At 71.6% G+C, this 22,402-nt stretch carries 21 protein-coding genes; 8 read left to right on the top strand and 13 right to left on the bottom strand.

Features of this window, described 5'->3' with window-relative positions; all coding sequences use genetic code 11:
* Positions 1–476: 476 nt before the first annotated feature.
* From ABZ208_RS29460 to ABZ208_RS29440, 5 genes are read right to left on the bottom strand one after another with little or no spacing between them, the layout of a single operon-like run.
* A complete protein-coding gene (locus ABZ208_RS29460) occupies positions 477–1,274 on the bottom strand; it encodes a type III pantothenate kinase (RefSeq protein WP_328398071.1) in 798 nt (265 codons plus the stop codon).
* Positions 1,274–2,284 (bottom strand): carboxylating nicotinate-nucleotide diphosphorylase, encoded by a 1,011-nt coding sequence (gene nadC, locus ABZ208_RS29455; protein WP_356912477.1) that lies wholly within the window; start codon positions 2,282–2,284, stop codon positions 1,274–1,276. The genes ABZ208_RS29460 and nadC overlap by 1 nt, the downstream gene beginning before the upstream one ends.
* Before the next feature lie 2 nt (positions 2,285–2,286).
* The gene (locus ABZ208_RS29450) at positions 2,287–4,023 is read right to left on the bottom strand and encodes an L-aspartate oxidase (protein ID WP_356912476.1); all 1,737 of its coding nucleotides are present in this window, start codon (positions 4,021–4,023) and stop codon (positions 2,287–2,289) included.
* Complete coding sequence (gene panC, locus ABZ208_RS29445) at positions 4,020–5,060, bottom strand: pantoate--beta-alanine ligase (RefSeq protein WP_356912475.1); 1,041 nt, start codon at positions 5,058–5,060, stop codon at positions 4,020–4,022. Before panC ends, ABZ208_RS29450 begins: the two co-directional genes overlap by 4 nt.
* Positions 5,057–5,977 carry a DUF2520 domain-containing protein gene (locus tag ABZ208_RS29440; RefSeq protein WP_356912474.1) on the bottom strand — a complete coding sequence of 307 codons (921 nt, stop codon included), beginning with the start codon at positions 5,975–5,977 and terminating at the stop codon, positions 5,057–5,059. The genes panC and ABZ208_RS29440 overlap by 4 nt, the downstream gene beginning before the upstream one ends.
* 100 nt (positions 5,978–6,077) lie before the next feature.
* On the opposite strand from ABZ208_RS29440, the gene ABZ208_RS29435 reads away from it, so the two are divergent.
* Positions 6,078–7,247, top strand: coding sequence for a beta-eliminating lyase-related protein (locus tag ABZ208_RS29435; protein ID WP_356912473.1), 1,170 nt, complete (start codon positions 6,078–6,080; stop codon positions 7,245–7,247).
* A 49-nt stretch (positions 7,248–7,296) separates the two neighbouring features.
* Here the strand turns inward: ABZ208_RS29435 and ABZ208_RS29430 are convergent, their stop codons facing one another.
* Positions 7,297–7,458, bottom strand: coding sequence for a hypothetical protein (locus ABZ208_RS29430; RefSeq protein WP_356912472.1), 162 nt, complete (start codon positions 7,456–7,458; stop codon positions 7,297–7,299).
* A gap of 99 nt (positions 7,459–7,557) precedes the next feature.
* Between ABZ208_RS29430 and ABZ208_RS29425 the strand changes: the two genes are divergently transcribed.
* A complete protein-coding gene (locus ABZ208_RS29425) occupies positions 7,558–8,676 on the top strand; it encodes a DUF5937 family protein (RefSeq protein ID WP_356912471.1) in 1,119 nt (372 codons plus the stop codon).
* Positions 8,677–8,685: 9 nt separating this feature from the next.
* On the opposite strand, the gene ABZ208_RS29420 is transcribed toward ABZ208_RS29425, so the two are convergent.
* Complete coding sequence (locus ABZ208_RS29420) at positions 8,686–9,360, bottom strand: response regulator transcription factor (RefSeq protein ID WP_356912470.1); 675 nt, start codon at positions 9,358–9,360, stop codon at positions 8,686–8,688.
* A 20-nt stretch (positions 9,361–9,380) separates the two neighbouring features.
* A complete protein-coding gene (locus tag ABZ208_RS29415; RefSeq protein ID WP_356912469.1) occupies positions 9,381–10,580 on the bottom strand; it encodes a sensor histidine kinase in 1,200 nt (399 codons plus the stop codon).
* Between the two features lie 99 nt (positions 10,581–10,679).
* On the opposite strand from ABZ208_RS29415, the gene ABZ208_RS29410 reads away from it, so the two are divergent.
* Both ABZ208_RS29410 and ABZ208_RS29405 read left to right on the top strand, forming a co-directional pair.
* Complete coding sequence (locus ABZ208_RS29410; RefSeq protein WP_356912468.1) at positions 10,680–11,630, top strand: SAM-dependent methyltransferase; 951 nt, start codon at positions 10,680–10,682, stop codon at positions 11,628–11,630.
* Positions 11,631–11,762: 132 nt separating this feature from the next.
* Entirely contained in the window at positions 11,763–12,905 is a 1,143-nt protein-coding gene (locus ABZ208_RS29405; RefSeq protein ID WP_328398089.1) for an NADH-quinone oxidoreductase subunit D, read from the top strand.
* Positions 12,906–13,006: 101 nt separating this feature from the next.
* On the opposite strand, the gene ABZ208_RS29400 is transcribed toward ABZ208_RS29405, so the two are convergent.
* The 4 genes from ABZ208_RS29400 to ABZ208_RS29385 all read right to left on the bottom strand — a co-directional run bounded on the left by ABZ208_RS29400 (position 13,007) and on the right by ABZ208_RS29385 (position 16,440).
* Positions 13,007–14,002 (bottom strand): hypothetical protein, encoded by a 996-nt coding sequence (locus ABZ208_RS29400; protein ID WP_356912467.1) that lies wholly within the window; start codon positions 14,000–14,002, stop codon positions 13,007–13,009.
* 83 nt (positions 14,003–14,085) lie between these two features.
* Positions 14,086–15,066, bottom strand: coding sequence for an ABC transporter substrate-binding protein (locus ABZ208_RS29395; protein ID WP_356912466.1), 981 nt, complete (start codon positions 15,064–15,066; stop codon positions 14,086–14,088).
* Positions 15,067–15,094: 28 nt separating this feature from the next.
* Positions 15,095–15,763: an ABC transporter permease gene (locus ABZ208_RS29390; RefSeq protein ID WP_356912464.1), complete on the bottom strand. Its 669-nt coding sequence runs from the start codon at positions 15,761–15,763 to the stop codon at positions 15,095–15,097.
* Complete coding sequence (locus ABZ208_RS29385; protein ID WP_356912463.1) at positions 15,763–16,440, bottom strand: ABC transporter permease; 678 nt, start codon at positions 16,438–16,440, stop codon at positions 15,763–15,765. The genes ABZ208_RS29390 and ABZ208_RS29385 overlap by 1 nt, the downstream gene beginning before the upstream one ends.
* Before the next feature lie 185 nt (positions 16,441–16,625).
* Between ABZ208_RS29385 and ABZ208_RS29380 the strand changes: the two genes are divergently transcribed.
* Entirely contained in the window at positions 16,626–17,798 is a 1,173-nt protein-coding gene (locus ABZ208_RS29380) for a betaine/proline/choline family ABC transporter ATP-binding protein (protein WP_356912462.1), read from the top strand.
* Here ABZ208_RS29380 and ABZ208_RS29375 read toward each other — a convergent pair.
* The gene (locus ABZ208_RS29375; protein WP_356912461.1) at positions 17,795–18,904 is read right to left on the bottom strand and encodes an alpha/beta hydrolase-fold protein; all 1,110 of its coding nucleotides are present in this window, start codon (positions 18,902–18,904) and stop codon (positions 17,795–17,797) included. The genes ABZ208_RS29380 and ABZ208_RS29375 overlap by 4 nt on opposite strands.
* Before the next feature lie 144 nt (positions 18,905–19,048).
* Between ABZ208_RS29375 and ABZ208_RS29370 the strand changes: the two genes are divergently transcribed.
* The 3 genes from ABZ208_RS29370 to ABZ208_RS29360 are packed head-to-tail and all read left to right on the top strand — an operon-like array spanning position 19,049 to position 22,226.
* Complete coding sequence (locus ABZ208_RS29370) at positions 19,049–20,887, top strand: phosphatidylglycerol lysyltransferase domain-containing protein (protein ID WP_356912460.1); 1,839 nt, start codon at positions 19,049–19,051, stop codon at positions 20,885–20,887.
* Positions 20,888–20,925: 38 nt separating this feature from the next.
* The gene (gene folP, locus ABZ208_RS29365; protein ID WP_356912459.1) at positions 20,926–21,783 is read left to right on the top strand and encodes a dihydropteroate synthase; all 858 of its coding nucleotides are present in this window, start codon (positions 20,926–20,928) and stop codon (positions 21,781–21,783) included.
* Entirely contained in the window at positions 21,780–22,226 is a 447-nt protein-coding gene (locus ABZ208_RS29360; protein ID WP_328398105.1) for a nuclear transport factor 2 family protein, read from the top strand. The genes folP and ABZ208_RS29360 overlap by 4 nt, the downstream gene beginning before the upstream one ends.
* Positions 22,227–22,402: the final 176 nt, after the last annotated feature.

Here is a 22,402-nt window from a genome sequence, read left to right as displayed (position 1 = left end):
CGGGCCGGGGCGCGTGGCCCTTGCCGGGGCATGACTTCCCCGGGTTCCCCTGCTCGGGGGCGGGTCGGGGACGGAGGGCAGGGGCCGGCGGCGGGCGAAGGGCTTCGCCCGCGGGGCGGGGGCGTGACGGGCACGGCCGGACTCGAGCAGGGACGCGCAGGGACCGTCTCCGGGAGGCGTCGTAGGTCCTGAGCGGGGCAAGTCCCGGGAAATCAGTCCCGGGACACGTGCCCCGGAGAGGCCGCGCCACGGTCACGGTCGGGCCCGGCCCGGGAGGCCGCGCCCCCGGGGGCGCCACATACACGGACCCGGCGAGTACCCCCGGGCCCCGCACCGCCCGCTCGAGGCCCGCCGCCCGCTCGAGGCCCGCCCCGGAGCGGCCACGCGTACGGGCCCGATCAGCCCGACAGACGCGGCCCGCCCGCGGGGCGCACACCGTCCGGGCAACGCCCGAGAGGCAGGCGTCCCGCGGAGGGTCAGAGGCGGGAGACGTTGCGTTCGTAGACCAGACGCAGGCCGATCAGCGTCAGCCACGGCTCGTGCTCGTCGATCATCGACGACTCGCCCAGCACCATCGGCGCCAAGCCTCCCGTCGCGATCACCGTCACCTCGTCCGGGTCCTCCGCCAGCTCGCGCTTCATCCGCTGGACGACTCCGTCCACCTGGCCCGCGAACCCGTACACGATGCCTGACTGCATCGCCTCGACCGTGTTCTTGCCGATCACGCTGCGCGGCCGGGCCAGCTCGATCTTGCGCAGCTGGGCGCCCTTGACACCGAGCGCCTCGACGGAGATCTCGATGCCGGGCGCGATCACCCCGCCCGCGTACTCCCCGCGCGCGCTCACCGCGTCGAACGTCGTCGCGGTGCCGAAGTCGACGACGATCGCCGGGCCCCCGTACAGATCGACCGCGGCAACCGCGTTGATGATGCGGTCCGCGCCGACCTCCTTGGGGTTGTCCATGAGGATCGGCACACCGGTCTTGATGCCGGGCTCGACCAGGACGGCGGGAACGTCGCCATAGTAACGGCGGGTCACCTCGCGCAGCTCGTGCAGCACGGAGGGGACCGTGGAGCAGATGGCGATGCCGTCGATACCGTCGCCCAGTTCGACCCCGAGCAGCGGGTGCATGCCCATCAGGCCCTGCAGCAGGACCGCCAGCTCGTCGGCGGTGCGCCGGGCGTCGGTGGAGATGCGCCAGTGCTCGACGATCTCCTCGCCGTCGAAGAGCCCCAGCACTGTGTGGGTGTTGCCGACGTCGATGGTGAGCAGCATCAGGCCTGGACCTCTCGCAGGTCGAGGCCGATGTCCAGGATCGGGGAGGAGTGCGTGAGAGCACCCACCGCGAGGTAGTCGACGCCGGTCTCCGCGTACGCGCGGGCGGTGTCGAGACTGAGCCGGCCGGAGGACTCCAGGAGGGCGCGGCCCGCGACGAGCGTGACGGCCTCCGCCGTCTCGGCGGGCGTGAAGTTGTCCAGCAGGATCAGGTCGGCGCCGGCGTCCAGGACCTCGCGGACCTGGTCCAGGGTGTCCACCTCGACCTCGATCGGCAGGTCGGGGAAGCGGTCCCGTACGGCTTTGAAGGCCTCGGCGACGCCGCCCGCGGCCACCACGTGGTTGTCCTTCACCAGCGCCGCGTCGGACAGCGACATCCGGTGATTGACGCCGCCGCCGCAGCGCACCGCGTACTTCTCCAGGGCGCGCAGGCCGGGAGTGGTCTTGCGGGTGTCCCGGACCTTCGCGCCCGTGCCCTCCAGCACATCGGCCCAGGCGCGGGTCGCGGTGGCGATGCCGGAGAGCCGGCAAAGGATGTTGAGCGCGCTGCGCTCGCCGGTGAGGAGGTCGCGGGTGTTCGCCGTGACGGAGAGCAGCTTCTGGCCCGCCTCGACCCGCGCGCCGTCCTCGACGTGCCGCTCCACCTCGAACTCGGTGGTGCAGACGATCGACAGGATCGCCTCGGCGACGTGCAGGCCCGCGACCGTACCGGCCTCGCGGGCGGTGAAGTCGCCGGTCGCGACCGCTTCCTGCGGGACGGTGGCCACCGTGGTGACGTCCACACCGCCGTCGAGGTCCTCCTCGATGGCGAGATGGGCGATGTCCTCGACCTGGACGGGATCGAGACCGGCCTCGGCGAGGAGCCCGGCGAGGGCGGGGTCGAGTCCGCACTCGTACGCCTCCTCACCGGCGGCGCAGCCGCAGTCGTCCCCGCAGCCGCCACCGGCCGGGGCGCCGATCTGGATCAGCGGTACGTCCACGGGGCGCGGACGTTCATCGGGCGTGCTCACGGTTACGGCTCCCTGGGGGCGTCGAGGACGGTCGGGGGGATGGTCTCGGGGACGGTGGATCGCGATGTCGGGGGGAAGGCGGTGCCCTCGGTCCGGCGGACGACCAGTCGGCGCCCCGGCGTCAGCGTGACGACCAGATGGTGCCGCCATGACGTGTCGTCGCGCTGCGGGCGGTCCTCGCGCCAGTGGCAGCCTCGGGTCTCCTCGCGGCGCAGGGCGGCGGCGGTCAGCACCCGGGCGACGCACAGCAGGTTCGCCGTCTCCCAGGACTCGACGCCCGGCTCGGCGGTCTTGCCCGACCTTTCCCGGGTGGCCCGTACGGCGTTCAGATGCACGGCTTCGAGCGCGGCGGACGCGGCGGCGAGGCTCTCCGCGGAGCGCAGCACACCGGCTCCGTGGGACATGATCCGCTGGATCTCGCCCCGCGCCTCGGGCGCGATCAGCGGGAGCGGCGACGGCGCCTCGGGCAGCACGGGGCGGCCCGCCTCGCGCGGTGCCCCGGCGATGTCCTCGGCGATCCGCTCGGCGAAGACGAGACCTTCGAGCAGCGAGTTGGAGGCCAGTCGGTTGGCCCCGTGCACGCCGGTGCAGGCGACCTCGCCGCACGCGTACAGACCGGGCACGGTCGTGCGGCCGTGCAGATCCGTGCGTACGCCACCGGAGGCGTAGTGCGCGGCGGGAGCGACCGGGACGGGCTCGGTCACCGGGTCGATGCCATGGGCGCGGCAGGCCGCGAGGATCGTCGGGAAACGCTGCTCCCACATCTCGGCGCCGAAGTGGCGGGCGTCGAGATACATGTGGTCGGCGCCCTGCTCCTGCATGCGGCGCATGATGCCCTTGGCGACGATGTCGCGGGGGGCCAGCTCGGCCAGCTCGTGCTGCCCGAGCATGAAGCGGGTGCCGGAGGCGTCCACGAGGTGGGCGCCCTCGCCGCGTACCGCCTCGGAGACCAGCGGCTGCTGGCCCTCGCTGTCGGTGCCGAGGAACAGCACCGTCGGGTGGAACTGCACGAACTCGAGGTCGGAGACCTCCGCCCCGGCGCGCAGCGCGAGCGCCACACCGTCCCCGGTGGACACCGCGGGGTTGGTCGTCGCCGAGAAGACCTGCCCCATGCCGCCCGTGGCAAGCACCACCGTCGGGGCGTGGACCGCGCCGACGCCGTCGTGCTGGCCCTCGCCCATGACATGGAGCGTGATGCCGGCCGTACGGCCGTCGGCGTCCATGAGCAGGTCCAGGACCAAGGCGTTCTCGATCGTGCGCAGACCCGCGTCGCGTACGGCCTCGACCAGTGCGCGGGAGATCTCCGCGCCCGTCGCGTCACCGCCCGCGTGCGCGATACGGCGGCGGTGGTGGCCGCCCTCGCGCGTCAGCTCTATCTCGCCGGAGTCCGGGTCGGTGTCGAACAGCGCCCCGGTGGCGATCAGGCGGCGTACTGCGTCGGGGCCCTCGGTGACCAGCGTGCGTACGGCCTCCTCGTCGCACAGTCCCGCGCCCGCGACCAGGGTGTCGTCCAGGTGCTGCTCCGGGGTGTCGCCCTCGCCGAGCGCGGCGGCGATGCCGCCCTGCGCCCAGCGGGTGGAGCCGTCGTCCAGACGGGCCTTGGTGACCACGACCGTGCTGAGCCCGGCGGCCGCGCAGCGCAGCGCGGCGGTGAGGCCGGCGACGCCCGAGCCGACCACGACGACGTCGGCCTCGATGGCCCACCCCGGGGCGGGGGCGTTCAGCCGTATTCCGGTCACTTGTGGGCTCCGAAGGTGAGGGGGATGTTGTCGATCAGGCGGGTCGCGCCGACTTTCGCGGCGACGGCGAGGATCGCCTCCCCGGTGTGGCCGTCGGGGACCTCGGCGAAGGTCGCCGGTTCGACGAGCGCCAGATAGTCCAGCACGAGCGGCGCCTGCGACTTCGCGGCCTCGTCGAGAACGGTGCGCGCGGCGGCCCGTACGGCGTCGGCGCCGCCGGCCGGAACAGCGTGCGCGACCGCGTGCGCATCGGCCGCGGCGCGGGCCTCGCCGAGCGCGGAGAGCGCGGCGGCACGGGACTGGGACGCCGGCAGGGACTCGGCCCGTGCGTGCAGCGCCTCCTGTGCGGCGAGCCGGTCACGGGCCGCGAACAGGGCCCGTGAGAGGGCCAGCGCGGTGTCCCGCTCGGCCGGCGAGAGATAGCGGTTGCGGCTGGAGAGCGCGAGACCGTCACTCTCGCGGACGGTCGGCACTCCGACGATCTCCACCGGGAAGTTCAGGTCGCGGACCATCCTGCGGATCAGCGCGAGCTGCTGGGCGTCCTTCTGCCCGAACAGCGCGACGTCGGGGCGGGTCAGGTGCAGCAGCTTGGCGACGACGGTGAGCATGCCGTCGAAGTGGCCGGGGCGACAGGCGCCTTCGAGCCGCTCGCCCATGGGGCCGGCGGTGATCCGGACCTGCGGCGCGCCGCCCTCGTACACCTCGTCCACGGCGGGGGCGAACACCACGTCCGCGCCCGCCTGTTCGGCCGTCTTCAGGTCGGCGTCCAGAGTGCGGGGGTAGCGGTCGAGGTCTTCACCTGCCCCGAACTGGAGCGGGTTGACGAACACCGTGACGACGACGAAGCCCTCGTCCCCCACATGTTCGCGGGCGGTACGGATCAAGGTGGCGTGGCCGTCGTGCAGGGCGCCCATGGTCATGACGACGGCGGTGCGGCCGGGGACGGCGTGGTGGTCGAGGACGCGGTCCAGGTCGTCGCGGGTCGGCGCCAGTTCGAAGTCCCTGCGGCCCGGCGTGCCGCTCGTCCTGTCACTCATCGCAGGTCCCCCTCCGCGAGGACGCCCAGCAGATCCTCGGCAAGCTCCGGTTTGAGCATGCCGTGCGCGAGCGCCCGGTCGGCGGTCGAGCGGGCCATCGCCAGATAGCCGGCGACGACAGCGGGGGCGTGCTTGCGGAGCTCGGCGACGTGGACGGCGACCGTGCCTGCGTCGCCGCGGGCCACCGGTCCGGTCAGGGCGGCGTCCCCGGAACGCAGCGCGTTGTCGAGCGCCGCACCGAGAAGGGGGCCGAGCATCCGGTCCGGGGCGGTGACCCCGGCCGTACGCAGCAGCTCCATCGACTGGGCCACCAGGGTGACGAGGTGGTTCGCGCCGAGGGCGAGCGCCGCGTGGTAGAGCGGACGGCTCTCCTCCTCGATCCACTCGGGCTCGCCGCCCATCTCGATGACCAGGGCCTCGGCGGCCAGCCGCAGCTCCTCGGGCGCGGTCACCCCGAAGGAGCAGCCCGCCAGCCGCTGCACGTCCACGGCGGTCCCGGTGAACGTCATCGCGGGGTGCAGTGCGAGCGGCAGGGCGCCGGCCCGTGTCGCCGGGTCGAGCACCTTGGCACCGAACCGGCCGGAGGTGTGCACCAGCAACTGGCCGGGCCGCACGGCACCGGTCTCGACGAGCCCTTCCACCAGACCCGGCAGCGCGTCGTCGGGGACGGTCAGCAGCACCAGCTCGGCGCGGGCGAGCACTTCGGCGGGCGGCACGAGCGGCACGTCGGGCAGCAGCGCGGCGGCCCTGCGCACGGACGCGTTCGAGACGCCCGAGACGGCGACCGGACGGTGCCCGGCGAGCTGCAGCGAGGCGGCCAGCGCCGGGCCGACCCGGCCCGCTCCGACCACGCCGACGGACAGCCTGGCGGGGCGGTCCCGCGGGTCGAGCGGTTCCTGTGGTGCTGTGGCATTCACGCGGCGGGGCCTTCCGTTCCAGTCCGCAGGGGTACCGGACGATTTCTCGTGCACGATGCTACGCCAGCGTTTCCGGGCCCCCCGCAGTTGTCCACAGGCTGTGGGTGATGATCGGACCGTGACGGATACGACCGAGCAGAGTGAACAAAGTGAACGGCGGCGCAGGCTCGCCGCGTGGCGGGCATCGGAACGGGTGCTGTGGAGAAGCCCCGCCGAGTGCTCCGTCGGGGAACGGCTCGCGGCACTGGCCGCGGATGCCGCGGACGTATACGACCTCGACGAGGCGGTCGACACCTACGGCGACGGGGTGGTGGCCGAGCTGGAGCGGCGGACGGCAGCGCTGCTCGGGTTCCCGGCGGCGGTGTTCTTCCCCACCGGGACGATGGCACAGCAGGTGGCGCTGCGCTGCTGGGCGGCCCGTACCGGCAGCCCCACGGTCGCCGTGCACCCGCAGGCCCATCCCGAGGTGCACGAGCGGGCGGCGTTCTCGGTACTGAGCGGGCTGCGCACCATCCACCCGACGAGCGAGCCGCGCCTGCCGACGGCCGACGAGGTGCTCGAGTGCGACGAGCCGTTCGGCGCGCTGATGCTCGAACTGCCGCTGCGGGACGCCGGTTTCGTTCTGCCGTCGTGGGACGAGCTGGTGGCGGTGGTGGAGGCGGCGCGCGAACGGGACGCGGTGGTCCACTTCGACGGCGCCCGCCTGTGGGAGTGCGCCCCCCACTTCGACCGCCCCCTGGACGAGATCGCCGCGCTCGCGGACAGCGTGTACGTGTCCTTCTACAAGTCCCTCGGCGGGCTGTCGGGCGCGGTACTGGCGGGGCCCGCATCGCTGGCGGAGGAGGCGCGCGCGTGGCGTCACCGGTACGGCGGGCAGCTCTTCCAGCAGTACCCGGCGGCGCTGTCGGCGCTGGCCGGTCTGGAACGCGAGCTGCCTCGGCTGCCGTTGTACGTGGCCCACGCGAAGATGGTCGCGGGTGCCCTCGACGAGGCCTTGCGCGCGGCGGGCACCGCCTGGTTCCGCGTCAACCCGTCGGTGCCGCAGACCCACCAGTTCCAGGTGTGGCTGCCGTACGGCACGGATGTGCTGAACGAGGCCGGGCTGAGGCAGGCGGAGGAGACGGGCGTGACGCTGTTCCGCCGCTGGTTCTCGCAGGGCTGCCCGCCGGGCGTCTCGGTCACGGAGATGACGGTGGACGGGCACGGCCTTCAGTGGTCGGCGGAGGAGGTACGCGAGGCGGTGGCGGGGTTCGTGGCACGGCTGGGCTGACGGCTGGGCCGGTCGGGGCCGGGTCCGCGGGGGCGTGCCCCCACGGGGCTCATCGCCGGTCCGCCGTACGGCCGGGGCGCAGAAGGCGCTTCAGGGCGGCCGACAGCTCCCGTACCGCCTCCCGGTCGTGACGGCCCGGAAGCGGTGGGGCCGGCTCCCCCGTCCGGGAGGCGCGGTAGCTGTCGAGCAGGTGCTGGTGCATGGCGTTCATGACGTCACGCTGCACCGGGGCCGCGCGCCCCGTCGTGTCGATTGACGAGGGCCGTCAAACGGGCGCGGGCCATCGCGGACGTGGCCGCATCATGGAGGCGTGAGCGCAAGCATCGACATCGCGGGGCTGCCCCCCGAGCGCATCGTCTTCGACATCTCGCCCCTCGCCGAGTTGGGTGTGGCGCTCCACGCGCTCGCCGAGCCCGGGCATCATCCGGGGCTGCACGGCTGGGCCACCGTGACGTCCGCCGCGCTCAAGCCGGATCTTGCCGACCGGCTGCACGAGGCCGACTTCCTGTGGCGGTCCACCTTCTCGGACGTGTTCATGCCGTTCGCGGGGCTGCCCGCCGGGGGCGGCCGCACGGGCGCGACGCTCGCCGAGGAGCTGGATCAGCTCGACCGGCTGGACGACGAGCGGTTCGTCTCGGCCGCCCTGGAGTTCACCTGCGCGATGACGTACGGGCCCGGCGGCCCCTCCGCCCTCGGCGACCCATCCCGCCGAGAGCGCGTCCTCGAGCTCGCGGCCACCCGTGGCCCGCGCCAACTGGACTTCACCCGGCAGCTGCTGGACGACCCGGCCTCCGTACGCGCCTGGCTGCGGCGGCTGTTCGAGGACTGCGACGAGGCGTTCTTCGCCGACACCTGGCGCCGCGTGGCCCCCCAGCTCGCCGCCGACGCCCGTCACAAGACGGACCTGTTGCGCCGCAAGGGCCTCGCCGAGGCGCTGCACGCGGTCTCCCCCGCGCTGACGGTGGACGAGGCACGGACCAGGATCAGCGTCGACAAGCTGGTGGAGGGCCGGACGACCGCCGTCGACCCGGCGGTCGGCGCCGGGCTCACGCTCATACCCTCCAGCCTCGGCTGGCCGCATCTCATGGTGGTGTACGCGCCGGGCTGGCGGCCGGTGATCCACTACCCGGTCGGCTCGCCGGAGTTGCCGGGCCCGGCCCCCGTCGAGCTGCTGAAACTGCGGATGGAGGCGCTCGCGCACCCGATGCGCATGCGGCTGTGCCGCAACCTCGCCCGCGCCCCGCACACGACGGGCGAGCTGGCGGACGCGTACGGGATCACGGCGCCCGAGGTCTCGCGCCATCTGGGGGTGCTGAAGAAGGCAGGACTGATCTCCACCCGGCGACGCGGGCGATATGTCCTGCACCAGCTGGATGTGGCCGCTGTGGCCCGGCTCGGCAGCGACTTCCTCGAAACGGTGCTCCGCTAGCGCCGCGGGTCAGCCCGCCCCACCGCCGGCCCGTACCAGCCCGGTCTCGTACGCCAGCACCACCACCTGGACCCGGTCCCGCAGGCTCAGCTTGGTGAGGATGCGGCCCACATGGGTCTTGACCGTGGCCTCCGAGAGCACCAGTCGCGCCGCGATCTCGCCGTTCGACAGGCCCTGCGCGACCAGCATCATCACCTCGCGCTCGCGGTCGGTGAGCTTCTCCAGCTCCTTGTGCTGCGGTTCGTTCGAGGAGGCGGGGAGCATCGGTGAGAAGCGGTCCAGCAGCCGACGGGTGGTGGACGGCGCGACGACCGCGTCGCCGCTGTGCACCGAACGGATGGCGCCCAGCAGTTCGCCCGGCGGGACGTCCTTGAGCAGGAACCCGCTGGCACCGGCCTTCAGTCCGGAGAAGGCGTACTCGTCCAGGTCGAAGGTGGTGAGGATGAGTACCTTCGGCGCGTCCGGCTGCGCACAGATGCGACGGGTCGCCTCCACGCCGTCCAGCCGCGGCATGCGGACGTCCATCAGCACGACGTCCACGGCCGTGGAGCGCAGGTTCTCGATCGCCTCCGCGCCGTCGCCCGCCTCGGCGACGACCTCCATGTCCGGCTGGGCGGCGAGCACCATGCGGAATCCGGTGCGCAGCAGCACCTGGTCGTCGACGAGCATCACGCGGATGGACATGTCAGTGGGGTCCTCGATCTCTAGTGGGTCGGCTTGAGCGGGAGCAGGGCGCTGATCCGGAAGCCTCCACCGGGCCGGGGCCCCGCGTCCAGCGTGCCGCCGACCATGCCGACGCGCTCCCGCATACCGATCAGGCCGTGGCCGCGGCCGTCCGCGCCCCCGTCCTCGTACAGCTCGTGGGACGATCCGCGGCCGTCGTCCTCGACCAGCAGCCCGAGCCCGTCGTCGAAGTAGACCAGGCGCACACTCGCGCCGGCCTCCGGACCGCCGTGCTTGCGGGTGTTGGTCAGCGCCTCCTGCACGATGCGGTACGCGGTGAGTTCGACGCCGCTGGGCAGCGGCCGCGGCGTCCCCTCGATCTTGAAGTCGACGGTCAGGCCCGCACTGCGCACCTGCTCGACGAGATCCTCGATCTGCTGCACATCGGGCTGGGGTACGTACTCGCCGCTCTCCGGGGCATCGCCGGTGCGCAGCACACCGAGCAGCCTGCGCATCTCCGCGAGCGCCTGGCGGCCGGTGCTCGAGATGGTCTCCAGCGCCTGCTTGGCCTGGTCGGGGGCGGCGTCCAGGACATAGGCGGCACCGTCGGCCTGGACGACCATCACCGACACGTTGTGGGCGACGACGTCGTGGAGCTCGCGGGCGATACGGGCACGCTCGGCAGCCACGGCGACCTTCGCCTGCGCCGCGCGCTCCTCCTCCATCCGGCCGGCCCGCTCCTCGAGCTGGGCGAAGTACGCACGCCGGGTGCGTATCGAGTCGCCGAGCACCCAGGCGAGCGCGAACGGCAGGCTCATGATCACGGTGAGGAAAACCCGTTCGGCGGTTTCGGCACCGTGGGTGGGCCAGCGGATCTGGGCCAGGGATGCGGCGGACAGCCCGCCGATCAGCGCCAGCCGCGAGGCCCAGCGCGGTCCGTCGTGGGCCGCGACCGTATAGATGATCACCAGCATCGCGAAGTCGCCGGGATTGACCCCGACGTCCAGCACGAGCTGGGCGATCCCCAGGACGGCCGCGAGAACCAGCATCTTCTCCGGCATCAGGCGGCGCAGGGCCACGACCAGACCCAGCAGCAGGACGATGACGGACGCGACTGTCTGGTTCCAGGCCCGTTCCAGGTCCTCCAGTACCCACAGCATGCCGAACCCGAAGAGCATGACAGCCCAGAAGGTGTCGACGCCCGTCGGGTGTCTGCGGATGAAGTCGTAGAGGCGCTGCACGTAACCCAGAGTAGGGAAAGGAGATAGGTGCTCGGGTCAACCGGAGGGGCGATCCGGGTCATGGGGGCGTACTCCGCAAGGTGGAGACTTGGGAACGTGATGGATGACACGGATCAGCTGGTCGGGTGGCGGGAGGCGGCCCAGGCCGCGCTGTACGGGCCAGGGGGCTTCTATCTGCGGCCCGAGGGACCGGCCGGCCACTTCCGCACGTCCGTGCACGCCTCGCCTCTGTTCGCCGCGGCGGTCGCCCGGCTGCTGGTCACCACGGCCGAGTCGCTCTCGCTCGACGAGCCCGCCTTCGTGGACGTCGGAGCGGGCCGCGGCGAACTGGTGACGGGGGTGCTGGCCGCTCTGCCGCCGGGCTTCGCGGTGCGTGCGTACGCGGTCGAACGGGCGGCCCGCCCCGCGGGGCTCGACCCGCGCATCGAGTGGACGGACGCACCGCCGGCGGGGGTGCACGGGCTGCTGTTCGCGAACGAGTGGCTGGACAACGTGCCGGTGGACGTCGCCGAGGCCGACACGGACGGGGTGGTGCGCCGGGTCCTGGTGGACCGCGCGGGTGAGGAGCGGCTCGGCGAGCCGGTCACGGGCACGGACGCCGAGTGGCTGGAGCGCTGGTGGCCGCTGACCGAACCGGGCACCCGAGCGGAGATCGGCCGGACGCGCGATGCGGCGTGGGCGGCGGCCGTGTCCACGCTGGACTCGGGGCTCGCGGTCGCCGTCGACTACGCGCACACCAAGGACGGCCGGCCACCGTTCGGCACGCTGACCGGCTTCCGGGGCGGCCGGGAAGTGCTTCCCGTCCCTGACGGCAGCTGCGACATCACCGCTCATGTGGCGCTGGACGCGTGCGCACTGCCGGGCGCGGAACTGGTGGACCAGCGCACGGCGCTGCGCGGTCTGGGCGTGACAGCCGGGCTGCCGGCGCTCGCGCTGGCGTCGTCCGACCCGGCCGCGTACCTGCGGGCCCTCGCCGCGGCGGGCGAGGCGGCGGAACTGACGGCGAGGGGCGGCCTCGGCGACTTCACCTGGCTGATGCAGCAGGTCTGAGGCCGGGCGCCGGGACCGCACCGGCGACTTCGAGGAGGCCTTCCACGTCCGCCTGCCGGAGTTCGTCCGCCAGTGGTCCAGGGCGTCCGCCTGAAAGAGGGGTGGAAGGGCGGCTCTGACAGACTGGTGCGCATGACGGAGACGACGGTCGGCATCGGCGGCGCGGCGGAGACCACCGACATGGTGCTCAACATCGGCCCCCAGCACCCCTCCACCCACGGTGTGCTGCGGCTGCGTCTCGTCCTGGACGGCGAGCGTATCCAGCATGCCGAGCCGGTCATCGGATACATGCACCGCGGCGCGGAGAAGCTCTTCGAGGCACGCGACTACCGGCAGATCGTGATGCTGGCCAACCGGCACGACTGGCTGTCCGCGTTCTCGAACGAGCTCGGTGTCGTCATGGCCGTCGAGCGGATGCTCGGCATGGAGGTCCCGGAGCGCGCGGTGTGGACCCGTACGCTGCTGGCCGAACTGAACCGGGTCCTCAACCACCTGATGTTCCTGGGGTCGTACCCCCTTGAACTGGGCGGAATCACCCCGGTGTTCCATGCCTTCCGTGAGCGCGAAGAGCTCCAGCACGTCATGGAGGAGATCTCCGGCGGCCGGATGCACTACATGTTCAACCGGGTCGGCGGGCTCAAGGAGGACCTGCCGGCCGGCTGGCTGGGCCGCGCCCGGCACGCCGTGGCCGATGTCCGCTCGCGGATGGACGTGTACGACCGCCTGGTCCTGGGGAACGAGATCTTCCGCGGCCGGACCCGTGGTGTGGGTGTGCTGTCGGCCGAGGCGGTGCACGCGTACGGCGTCAGCGGCCCGATCGCCCGCGCCTCCGGTGTCGACTTCGATCTGCGGCGCGACGAGCCGTATCTGGCCTACGGGGAGCTGCAGGACACTCTCAAGGTCGTCACGCGCACGGCCGGCGACTGCCTGGCCCGCTTCGAGGTCCTGCTGGAGCAGACGCACAACGCGCTGGACCTCGCGGACGCCTGCGTCGAGCGACTGGCGGAGCTGCCGCCGGGACCGATCAACCAGCGGCTGCCGAAGGTCCTGAAGGCTCCCGAGGGCCACACCTACGCCTGGACCGAGAACCCGCTCGGCATCAACGGCTACTACCTGGTCTCCAAGGGGGAGAAGACCCCGTACCGCCTGAAGCTGCGCTCGGCCTCGTACAACAACATCCAGGCGCTCACCGAGCTGCTGCCCGGGACGCTGGTCGCCGACATGGTGGCGATCCTGGGCTCGCTGTTCTTCGTCGTCGGCGACATCGACAAGTGATCGGCGCCTGGCGACACAGGTACGAGCAAAGGTCCCGGCCGGTTGCCCGGGACCTTTGCCCGTAGATCTTTGCTCTTACGGCTGCTCGTACGGCTGTCTCTTCAGGAGCTGACCGCGTTGCGCAGGTCGGCCACGTCCATCTGCTCGGTCTCGTCGTGCGCGGTCAGGTCGATGACCTTGCCGACCGCCCGGGGGCTGCTCGGCAGCGGATTCGCCGCCGCGAGCGCCTCCTCGCCGACGACGTCGGCAAGATCCTCGTTCTGCACGGCCTCGATGGCCTTCTGGGCATGGGCCTCGGCGCCCGTACCGAAGAAGTCGAAGCCGCCCTCGGGGCGCTTGACGCGCGAGCGCTGCGGACCGTAGGGCACGATCGCGGCGGCGGCCGGGACGGTACGCCTGGCGGGGAGGGCGGACGACGTGCGGGCAGGCAGCCCGCCCCCGGCGCCCGCCGCGTGCTTCCCCTGCGGCTCGTCCGCCTCCCGGGCCCGTTCCTCAAGATCGCGCCGCCTGGCCTCCTCGACGGTCCGTCTGGCCTCCTGGGCCGCGGCGTTGCGCGACAGGTCGTCGAGCGCCTTGGCCGCGCGCAGGTAGGTGGAGGGCGTCGGTGTGGTGCCGGCGGGCGGCAGCTCCTTGGCCGGGGCGGCCGCCTCCAGTGCGAGCTGCCTGCGGCCCTCGAGGGCGCTGGCCCGCTCGGTCTCGGCGTTCGCGTACCGGCGCAGCAGCGCGGCATGTTCGCCACGCAGCCCGGCGAGCTCGACCCGCTTGGCGCGCAGTTTCGCGTCGAGTTTGGTGCGCAGCTCGCGGGACTCCTCGATGTCCGCCTCGAGCTCGGCGATGCGCTCCTCGGTCTGCCAGGCGTCGGCGATGCGGCCGCGCTCGAGCTCGGCGACGCGGCGACCCGCGCTGCGGTCCCAACTGCGCATGAGAACGGCGCCGGTCACGGCCGCCGCGGCGGCGGCGACGACCAGCGTCCGTAGGACGACGGCGTTGCCGATGAACCACGAGCCGGCGGCACACAGAACCGACGCTCCGGCGACTGCGGTGGGCGGCAGCAGCTTGTGCAGGGGCGGGGAATGGCGGTGGCGTCCACGTGGCATGGCCAGAAATTTACAGTGCGTAGAAGCCGAATGGGGTGTCGGCCCGGCAAATCTCTGGTCGAGAACGCCGGGCCGCCCCTGCCCTACTTCTTGAGCAGCCCCTTCGACTCCAGATATGCCTTCGCCGCGTCCTCGGGCTTGGCGCGCTCCGCGTCCACCTTGCGGTTCAGTTCGGCAAGGTCCTCGGTGGTCAGCACCTGGGTGAGCTTGCCGAGTACGTCGGCAATCTCCTTGTCCCCGGCGTCCCTGGCATTGACAAGCGGAAGGACGTTGTCCGCATTCTGGAGCTTTTTGTCGTCCTCCAGCAGCACCAGACCGAAACTCTCCAGCGTCGCGTCGGTGGTGGTGGTCAGCACCAGCTGGTCCACGCCGTCCTTGACCGCCTGCTTGGCCTGCGGCGTTCCGACACCCTTGGGGTCGATGCCCGACACGTCGATGCCGTACGTCTTCTTCAGACCGGGCGCGCAGAAGGGGCGCACCTCGCACTCGTCGCCTGCCGCGATCTTCACCTTCAGCTTCGAGGCACCGAGATCGGAGAGGGTCTTGAGCTTGTTCTTCTCGGCGAATTCCTTGGAGACCGCGAAGGCGTTCTGGTCGACCGCTTCACCGGCGGGCAGCACCTTGAGACCGAGCGGCTCGGCAAGCTGGGTCAGGCCCGTGACGGTGGCGGTGACATCGCTGGAGGCGACCGGCTTCTCCTCCGGCGCCTTCGGCCCGTTCACCTTCGCGTTGAGGAATTCGGCGACGGTGGCGGCATATTCCGGTACGACGTCTATCTCGCCCTTCTCCAGGGAGGGCTCGTACAGCTCGCGGTTCTTCACCGTGGTGATCGACGTCTTGTAGCCGGCGTCGGCCAGCAGCTGCGCATACAGCTCGGCCAGCACCTTGGACTCGGTGAAGGCGGCGGCGCCCACCACGAGCGTGCCCTTCTTCCCGGACCCGCCGGCGGAGGCCGAGCCGCCGCTCTTCTCCTTCTCCAGGCTGTCGCCACCGCATGCGGCGAGCGAGCCCGTGAGGGCCAGTACGCCCAGAACCGCACCCGCGATGCGCGAGGTCTTGCTCATCAGGTTCACCATCCAAGGGAGTGAGTCGTCACACGGTTTTCCGGAGGGGACTGCACAAGCGGTCCGCCCCCACCAGCACGGCCTCCACCAGGAGGGCGAGCACGGCCACGAGCAGGGCGCCCGCGACCACTTGCGGAGTGTTGTACGTGTTGAAGCCGGCGGTGATGATCCGGCCGAGGCCACCCTGTCCGACCATCGCCGCGATCGTCGCGGTCGCCACGACCTGCACCGCGGCCGACCGCAGTCCGGTCATCACCATCGGGTAGGCGAGGGGGAGTTCGACCCGGGCGAAGAGCTGCCCGCCCGACATTCCCATCCCGCGCGCGGCCTCCACCACCGAGCGGTCCACCTCCCGCATCCCCACATACGCGTTGGTCAGCAGCGGTGGCACGGCGAACAGCACCAGCGCGATGATCGTCGGTACGTACCCGGCGCTGCGCAGGGGCGACACCATGAACAGGGCGAGCACCGCGAAGACGGGGATCGCCCGTCCCACGTTCGAGATGTTGACGGCGAGGGCGCCGCCGCGGCCGATGTGCCCCAGATACAGCGCGAGGGGCAGGGCGATCGCCGAGGCCAGGGCGAGCGCGACCCCGCTGACGTACAGGTGCTCGCCGAGGCGGTGCCAGACGCCGCTCTCCCCCGACCAGTTGGCGGCCGTGGTCAGCCAGGTCCAGGCCTGCGCCAGTACACCCATCAGCGGGCCCCCCGTATCCGGGTCCAGGGCGTGAGCAGGCGCTGCACACCGAGCAGCAGCAGATCGGCCGCGACCGCCAGCAGCACGCAGAGCACCGAAGCGGTCAGCACCTGCGCCTTGAAGAAACTCGGCAGCGCGTCCTCGATGAGATTGCCGAGGCCTCCGCGGCCGACGATCGAACCGACCGTGGTGAGCGCGACCGTCGAGACCGTGGCGATCCGCAGGCCGGCCATCAGCGCCGGCAGGGCCAGCGGAAGCTCGACCTCCCACAGCAGCCTGCCCGGCCCGTACCCCATGCCGCGGGCCGCTTCACGGGCCTCGTCCGGGACCCCCTCAAGGCCCGCCAGTATGTTCCGCACGAGGATCGTCAGCGAATACAGCACCAGCCCCGTGATCACCAGCGCGGCGGACAGGCCGAAGACGGGCAGCAGCAGCGAGAACATCGCCAGCGACGGAATCGTGTAGAGCACGGTCGTCAGCCCCAGAACGGGGCCGGCGAACCGCGGACGGCTGCGCGCCAGCAACGCGAGCGGGAAGGCCACGGCGAGCCCGATCAGAACCGAGGCCGCCGTGATCCAGACATGCTGGACCGTCGCGTCGATCAGTTCCCCACTGCGGGAGCGGAGGTACTCACCGCAGACCCAGTCGTTCGCCACGAGGCAGTTCTGTCCGGCCACTGTCCCCACCCCCCGATCCGGAACGACGAGCTCAGTGTGCTCGGTGTGCTCGATGCATGTGTCGCGTGCGATCTGTTCGACCGAAACCGACCCTAACCCCCGCCGCTGACAACCGCCGAGGAGCTTCGCAGTCCGGCAACACGCCCTTCACACATGGCCCGCCACCAACCGTCACAATGGGAGCCATGATCCGTTTCGAGCATGTCACCAAGCGCTACCCGGACGGCACCACGGCCGTCGACGACCTCTCCTTCGAGGTCGCCGCGGGTGAACTGGTCACGCTCGTCGGACCGTCCGGCTGCGGCAAGACGACCACGATGAAGATGGTCAACCGTCTCATCGAACCGAGCAGCGGGCGGATATTCGTGGACGGTGCGGACATCTCCACACTCGACCCGGTCCAGCTGCGCCGCCGTATCGGCTACGTGATCCAGCAGGTCGGCCTCTTCCCGCACAAGACGGTCCTGGAGAACACGGCGACCGTCCCCCATCTCCTCGGCGTGAAGCGCTCGCGGCGCCGCGAGCGTGCCGCCGAACTCCTGGACCTGGTGGGCCTCGACCCTTCCGTCTACGGCGACCGCTACCCCGAGCAGCTCTCCGGCGGCCAGCGCCAGCGCGTGGGCGTCGCCCGGGCGCTGGCGGCGGATCCGCCCGTGCTGCTGATGGACGAGCCGTTCGGCGCGGTCGACCCGGTGGTGCGCGAGCACCTGCAGAACGAGTTCCTGAGGCTCCAGGCACAGGTGCGCAAGACGGTCCTCTTCGTCACCCATGACATCGAGGAGGCCGTGCGGCTGGGCGACCGTATCGCTGTCTACGGCCAGGGGCGGATCGAGCAGTTCGACGCGCCGGCCGCCGTACTGGGCGCCCCGGCCACCGAGTACGTGGCCGACTTCGTCGGCGCGGACCGCGGCCTCAAGCGCCTGTCGGTCACCCCCATCGAGGAGGGCGATCTGGAGCAGCCGCCGGTCGTCCATCTCGACGACCCGCTGCCTCGCGACCTCGGCGGTGCGCGATGGGCGGTCGTACTGGACGCCGAGGACTCCCTGCACGGCTGGATGTCCGCCGATCAGGCCGCGTCCGGCAAGGGTTCGGTACGCGAACACGCGCGGCGCATGGAGGCCTGGCTGCCCGTCGGCGCCTCGCTCAAGCAGGCCTTCTCGACGATGCTGCAGCACGACGCGGGCTGGGTCGCGGTCATCGACCGCGAGCAGACGGGACGCTTCCTCGGTGTCCTGACGCCCGCCCGGCTGCACGAGGCGCTGCGCCGCTCCATCGACGCGGACGCCCACGACGTCCCCCGCACCGAGGTGGAGCTGGAGACGATCGGCCAGGGCCCGATCCGCAAAGCAGGTTCCTAGGGGCGGATCCTCCCACTGAGCCACTCCAGGGCCGGCGGGATCTCCCGGCGCCAGGTGTTGTAGTTGTGCCCGCCGCTGTCCAGCATGATCGACGAGACGCGCGCGGGCGCCTTCACCCGCTTGATGAACTCCAGGGTCTCCCCGAGGTTGTGCTCGCCCTGCCGTGAGCTGGTGACCAGGAAGGACGTCTTTCCCTGCGGCACATGGTCCAGGCTCCACAGCAGGTCCGCCCGCTTGCGCTCCTGGTCGTCGCCCTGGAAGAGATCACCGGTCGTCGGGTCCTCGGCCGCCTTGTAGTGGGCGGAGAGCCCGGCGCCCGCCGCGAACCGCTCCGGATGGTGCAGCGCGATCTTCAGGGCGCAGTAACCGCCGGTGGAGTTGCCGATGAAACCCCAGTTCCGTGCCGCGGTGCCGACCCGATAGGTCCCGGCGACGGCCTGCGGCACATCCTTCGCGAAGAACGTCTCGGTCTGCGGCCCGCCGGGGACGTCGACGCACTCGGTGTCCCGGGGCGGCGCCACGGTCGGACGCAGCATCACCAGAATCGTCGGCCTCATCCGGCCGGCCGCGGCAAGCTCGAACGCGGTCTTCGGGTATCTGAGCCCCTTGAGGAGGTTCTCCGCGGTTCCCGGATAGCCGGTCAGGACCACGACCGCCGGAAAAGTGCTTTTGCGGTACTCCGCCTGGAAGTACTCCGGCGGCAGATACACGTAGGCGGGGCTGTCTATCTGCGAATCCTTCCCCGCTATGACGACCTTGTGGATCTGACCCGCCTTCGCGGGCCGCGAACCGCCGGGCACCCCAGGCTGCTGCTTGGCGACGAGCCTGACGTGCGAACGGTCGGCGGAATGGTCCACGACCACACCGAGCTCCTGTTTCTGGCCGAAGAGATCGGCCCAGGAACCGTAGAAGAGGAAGGCCCGGTTGGCCGTCAGGGCGATCACTGCGAACAGGGTCAGCTGCGTGGCGAGCAGCAGTCCGACGCGGCCGGCGACCGCTCGAACACCGCCGCGCGCGAGCCTCGGCCACCACCAGATCGTGGCGACGAACAGCAGCAGCGCTGCCAGGACTGCCAAAGCCAGTACTTTGTTGCTGGTCAGACCCATGAGTGGCGTGTGCCTTCTGCGTCGACAAATTCCGGGGACGAATGAACCCGCCCCGTGGAACTCCCGTCCTAGAGAGCGCACGTCGTCCGGGCCGACCGATCTGAGGCCTTGGGCGCAGGATCTCTCGCGGAGTCACGGGAAGCGATGTCTGCAACGGTAGATGGGGACAAATCAGTATTGGTTCCGCGGGTACGTCGCGCGCTGCGCGGCCCCAGGCCCGACGCGGTGCCGTCGCTGGTGGGCACAGCCTGCGCCTTCGTCGGCCTGGTCGACGTGGCGGCCGGGGTCTTCCCGCGGTTCCGGCACAGCCGCATGCACGCGTTCGCCGAGGTGCTGCCCGGTGCCACCGGCCCGTTCGCCGCGGCCCTCTCGCTCAGCGCCGGCGTCCTGCTGCTGCTCCTCGCCCACGGGCTCAAGCGCCACAAGCGCCGCGCCTGGCGGGCCGCCGTCATCCTGCTGCCGGCCGGAGCCGCTGCCCAGTTCGTCTACCGGCACTCCGTCGTCGGTGTGCTGCTCTCACTCGCGCTGCTGGCCCTGCTGCTGCGTCACCGGGGCCAGTTCGCCGCGCTGCCCGACCCGCGCAGCCGCTGGCGCGCTCTCGCCAACTTCGTTCTGATGAGCGCCGGTTCCCTCGGTCTGGGGCTGGTCGTCGTCAGCGCCCACCCCGGCAAGGTCGTCGGCAGCCCCAGCCTGACCGACCGCCTCGAGCACGTCATCTACGGCCTCTTCGGCTTCGAGGGCCCCGTCGACTACGCGGGCCGCGTTTCCTGGACCGTCGGCTACTCGCTCGGCGCCCTCGGTCTGCTGACCGCGGTCACCACCGTCTATCTCGCCTTCCGGCCCGAACACCCCGCAGCTCGCCTCACCGAGGACGACGAGCGCAGGCTGCGCGACCTGCTGGCCGTGCACGGCGGCCGCGACTCGCTCGGCCACTTCGCTCTCCGCCGCGACAAGGGCGTCGTCTTCTCCCCCAGCGGCAAGGCCGCCGTCTGCTACCGCGTCGTCTCCTCGGTGATGCTCGCCAGCGGTGACCCGATCGGCGACGTCGAGGCCTGGCCCGGCGCCATCGAGCGGTTCATGGACGAGGCCAAGGCACACTCCTGGACCCCGGCGGTGATGGGCTGCTCGGAGACAGGCGCCGAGGTCTGGACCCGCGAGACGGGCCTGGACGCCCTGGAACTCGGCGACGAGGCGGTGGTGGACGTCGCGGATTTCTCCCTGGCCGGGCGTGCGATGCGAAACGTACGCCAGATGGTGAAGCGGATCGAGCGGGGTGGTTACGAAACCCGCGTACGGCGCGCCCGTGACCTCACCGACGACGAACTGGAGCGCATCCGGCGGGCAGCGGCCGACTGGCGCGGCACCGACACCGAGCGCGGGTTCTCCATGGCGCTGGGCCGCATAGGCGATCCGGCCGACGGCGAGGCGGTGATCGCCACGGCTCACAAGGCCGATCCGAACGATGCCGACTCTCCCTACGGCGACCTGAAGGCGATCATCCATTTCGTTCCGTGGGGCGTGGACGGCATGTCCCTGGAGCTGATGCGCCGCGACCGCTCGGCCGACCCCGGCATGAACGAACTCCTCATCGTCGCCTCCCTTCAGGCCGCGCCCGCGCTGAAGGTCGAGCGGGTCTCCCTCAACTTCGCGATGTTCCGCTCGGCGCTGGCGCGCGGCGAGAAGATCGGCGCGGGCCCGGTGCTGCGGCTGTGGCGCGGGCTGCTCGTCTTCCTCTCGCGCTGGTTCCAGATCGAGTCGCTGTACAAGTTCAACGCCAAGTTCCGGCCGCGCTGGGAACCGCGTTTCGTGGTCTTCCGCAACACCAGGGACCTGCCGCGGATCGGCTTCGCCGCCATGCAGGCGGAGGGCTTCGTGAACGTCTCGCTCCCACGCCCCTTCACCCGCCACCGCCCTGACCGGCTGCCCCGTCCCTGCGCGCATCCCGCCCGCCATCACGAGCAGCCCGAGGTCCGCGCGGCGTGACCCGGCCGGATCCGAAAGGCACCCCCTAGGCTGGGCACATGAGTACGTTGCGCGGACGTGGCACGGCAGACGGCATGCCCGAGTGGGATCGCTGTGCAGTCATGGGAGTCGTCAATGTGACGCCCGACTCCTTCTCCGACGGGGGCCGCTGGTTCGACACCACGGCCGCGGTCAAGCGCGGTCTCGACCTGGTCGCCCAGGGCGCCGACCTCGTCGACGTCGGCGGCGAGTCGACCCGGCCCGGCGCCACCCGCGTCGACGAGGACGAGGAGCTGCGCAGGGTCGTCCCGGTCGTCCGGGGCCTCGCGTCCGAGGGCGTGACCGTGTCGGTCGACACGATGCGCGCCGGCGTCGCCGAGCAGGCAGTCGCGGCCGGTGCGGCGCTGGTCAACGACGTCAGCGGCGGGCTCGCCGACCCCCGGATGGTTCCGGCGGTGGCCGCCCTGGACACACCGTTCGTGGTGATGCACTGGCGCGGGTTCAGCGAGGACATGAACAGCCGTGCGGTGTACGGCGACGTGGTCGCCGAGGTCGTCACGGAGCTGCGCCGGCGCATGGAGGCGGTCATCGACGGCGGCATCGCGCCCGAGCGGATCGTCATCGATCCCGGACTCGGCTTCGCCAAGCAGGCCGAGCACGACCTCGCCCTGGTCGCCCACCTCGCGGAGCTGCGCGCCCTGGGCCGCCCAGTGCTGGTGGCCGCCTCCCGCAAGCGATTCCTGGGGCATGTCCTGGCCAAGGAGGGCGCCGCCCCGCCAGCCCGCGAGCGCGACGCCGCGACCGCCGCGGTGTCCGCCATCGCGGCGCACGAAGGTGCGTGGGCGGTACGGGTCCACGAGGTACGGGCCACCGCGGATGCGGTCCGCGTCGCGCGGGCCGTCGAGGGCGCCCGGTGAGCCGTACCGATCTCGAACGGGTCGAGGAGGCCAACACCGCCTTCTACGAGACCATGGAGCGCGGCGACTTCGAGAAGCTCTCCACACTCTGGCTCGACGACGACATCTCCTGCATCCACCCGGGCTGGCCGGTGCTCTCCGGCCGTGGGGAGGTGCTCCGCTCGTACGCGCTGATCATGGCGAACACGGAGTACATCCAGTTCTTCCTCACCGACGTCAAGGTGAATGTGGCCGGTGACACCGCTCTGGTCACCTGCACGGAGAACATTCTCAGCGGCGGCCCCGCCGAGGACGGCGGGGAGCTCGGACCGCTCGTCGGGCAGCTGGTGGTCGCCACCAATGTGTTTCGCCGCACATCGGACGGCTGGAAGATCTGGTCCCACCACGGCTCGCCGGTGCTGACCGAGAGCGACGACGAGGAAGACGACGAGACGCCCGCATAGGGGCAACACTCCCGCGGACGCGGGGTAACCGGGGCGGCGAGGGATTCGGCATGGCGTCCTCGGGGTATACGCGGCTACCAGCCTCGTGCCGCCGTGTCCATGGCCCCCATGGGCGGGTGCTGTCGGTGCTCGCAGGTAGATTCGAACGTGGGCACCGCCGCCCGCACGCGGCTCGG

It is taken from the genome of Streptomyces sp. NPDC006208, from assembly GCF_040613775.1.
Taxonomy (GTDB): Bacteria; Actinomycetota; Actinomycetes; order Streptomycetales; family Streptomycetaceae; genus Streptomyces.
The sequence above is the reverse complement of the archived record's forward strand: the minus strand, read 5'-3'. Positions and strand labels throughout refer to the sequence as shown.

Excerpts from the sequence above, each read along its gene's own strand:
- ABZ208_RS29375 (WP_356912461.1), bottom strand. The coding sequence starts at position 18,904 with ATGGGTCTGACCAGCAACAAAGTACTGGCTTTGGCAGTCCTGGCAGCG.
- panC (WP_356912475.1), bottom strand. The coding sequence starts at position 5,060 with ATGAGTGACAGGACGAGCGGCACGCCGGGCCGCAGGGACTTCGAACTG.
- folP (WP_356912459.1), top strand. The coding sequence starts at position 20,926 with ATGAGTACGTTGCGCGGACGTGGCACGGCAGACGGCATGCCCGAGTGG.
- ABZ208_RS29420 (WP_356912470.1), bottom strand. The coding sequence starts at position 9,360 with ATGTCCATCCGCGTGATGCTCGTCGACGACCAGGTGCTGCTGCGCACC.
- ABZ208_RS29370 (WP_356912460.1), top strand. The coding sequence starts at position 19,049 with ATGTCTGCAACGGTAGATGGGGACAAATCAGTATTGGTTCCGCGGGTA.
- ABZ208_RS29380 (WP_356912462.1), top strand. The coding sequence starts at position 16,626 with ATGATCCGTTTCGAGCATGTCACCAAGCGCTACCCGGACGGCACCACG.
- ABZ208_RS29405 (WP_328398089.1), top strand. The coding sequence starts at position 11,763 with ATGACGGAGACGACGGTCGGCATCGGCGGCGCGGCGGAGACCACCGAC.
- ABZ208_RS29390 (WP_356912464.1), bottom strand. The coding sequence starts at position 15,763 with ATGGGTGTACTGGCGCAGGCCTGGACCTGGCTGACCACGGCCGCCAAC.
- ABZ208_RS29395 (WP_356912466.1), bottom strand. The coding sequence starts at position 15,066 with ATGAGCAAGACCTCGCGCATCGCGGGTGCGGTTCTGGGCGTACTGGCC.
- ABZ208_RS29410 (WP_356912468.1), top strand. The coding sequence starts at position 10,680 with ATGGATGACACGGATCAGCTGGTCGGGTGGCGGGAGGCGGCCCAGGCC.
- ABZ208_RS29400 (WP_356912467.1), bottom strand. The coding sequence starts at position 14,002 with ATGCCACGTGGACGCCACCGCCATTCCCCGCCCCTGCACAAGCTGCTG.
- ABZ208_RS29430 (WP_356912472.1), bottom strand. The coding sequence starts at position 7,458 with ATGAACGCCATGCACCAGCACCTGCTCGACAGCTACCGCGCCTCCCGG.
- ABZ208_RS29460 (WP_328398071.1), bottom strand. The coding sequence starts at position 1,274 with ATGCTGCTCACCATCGACGTCGGCAACACCCACACAGTGCTGGGGCTC.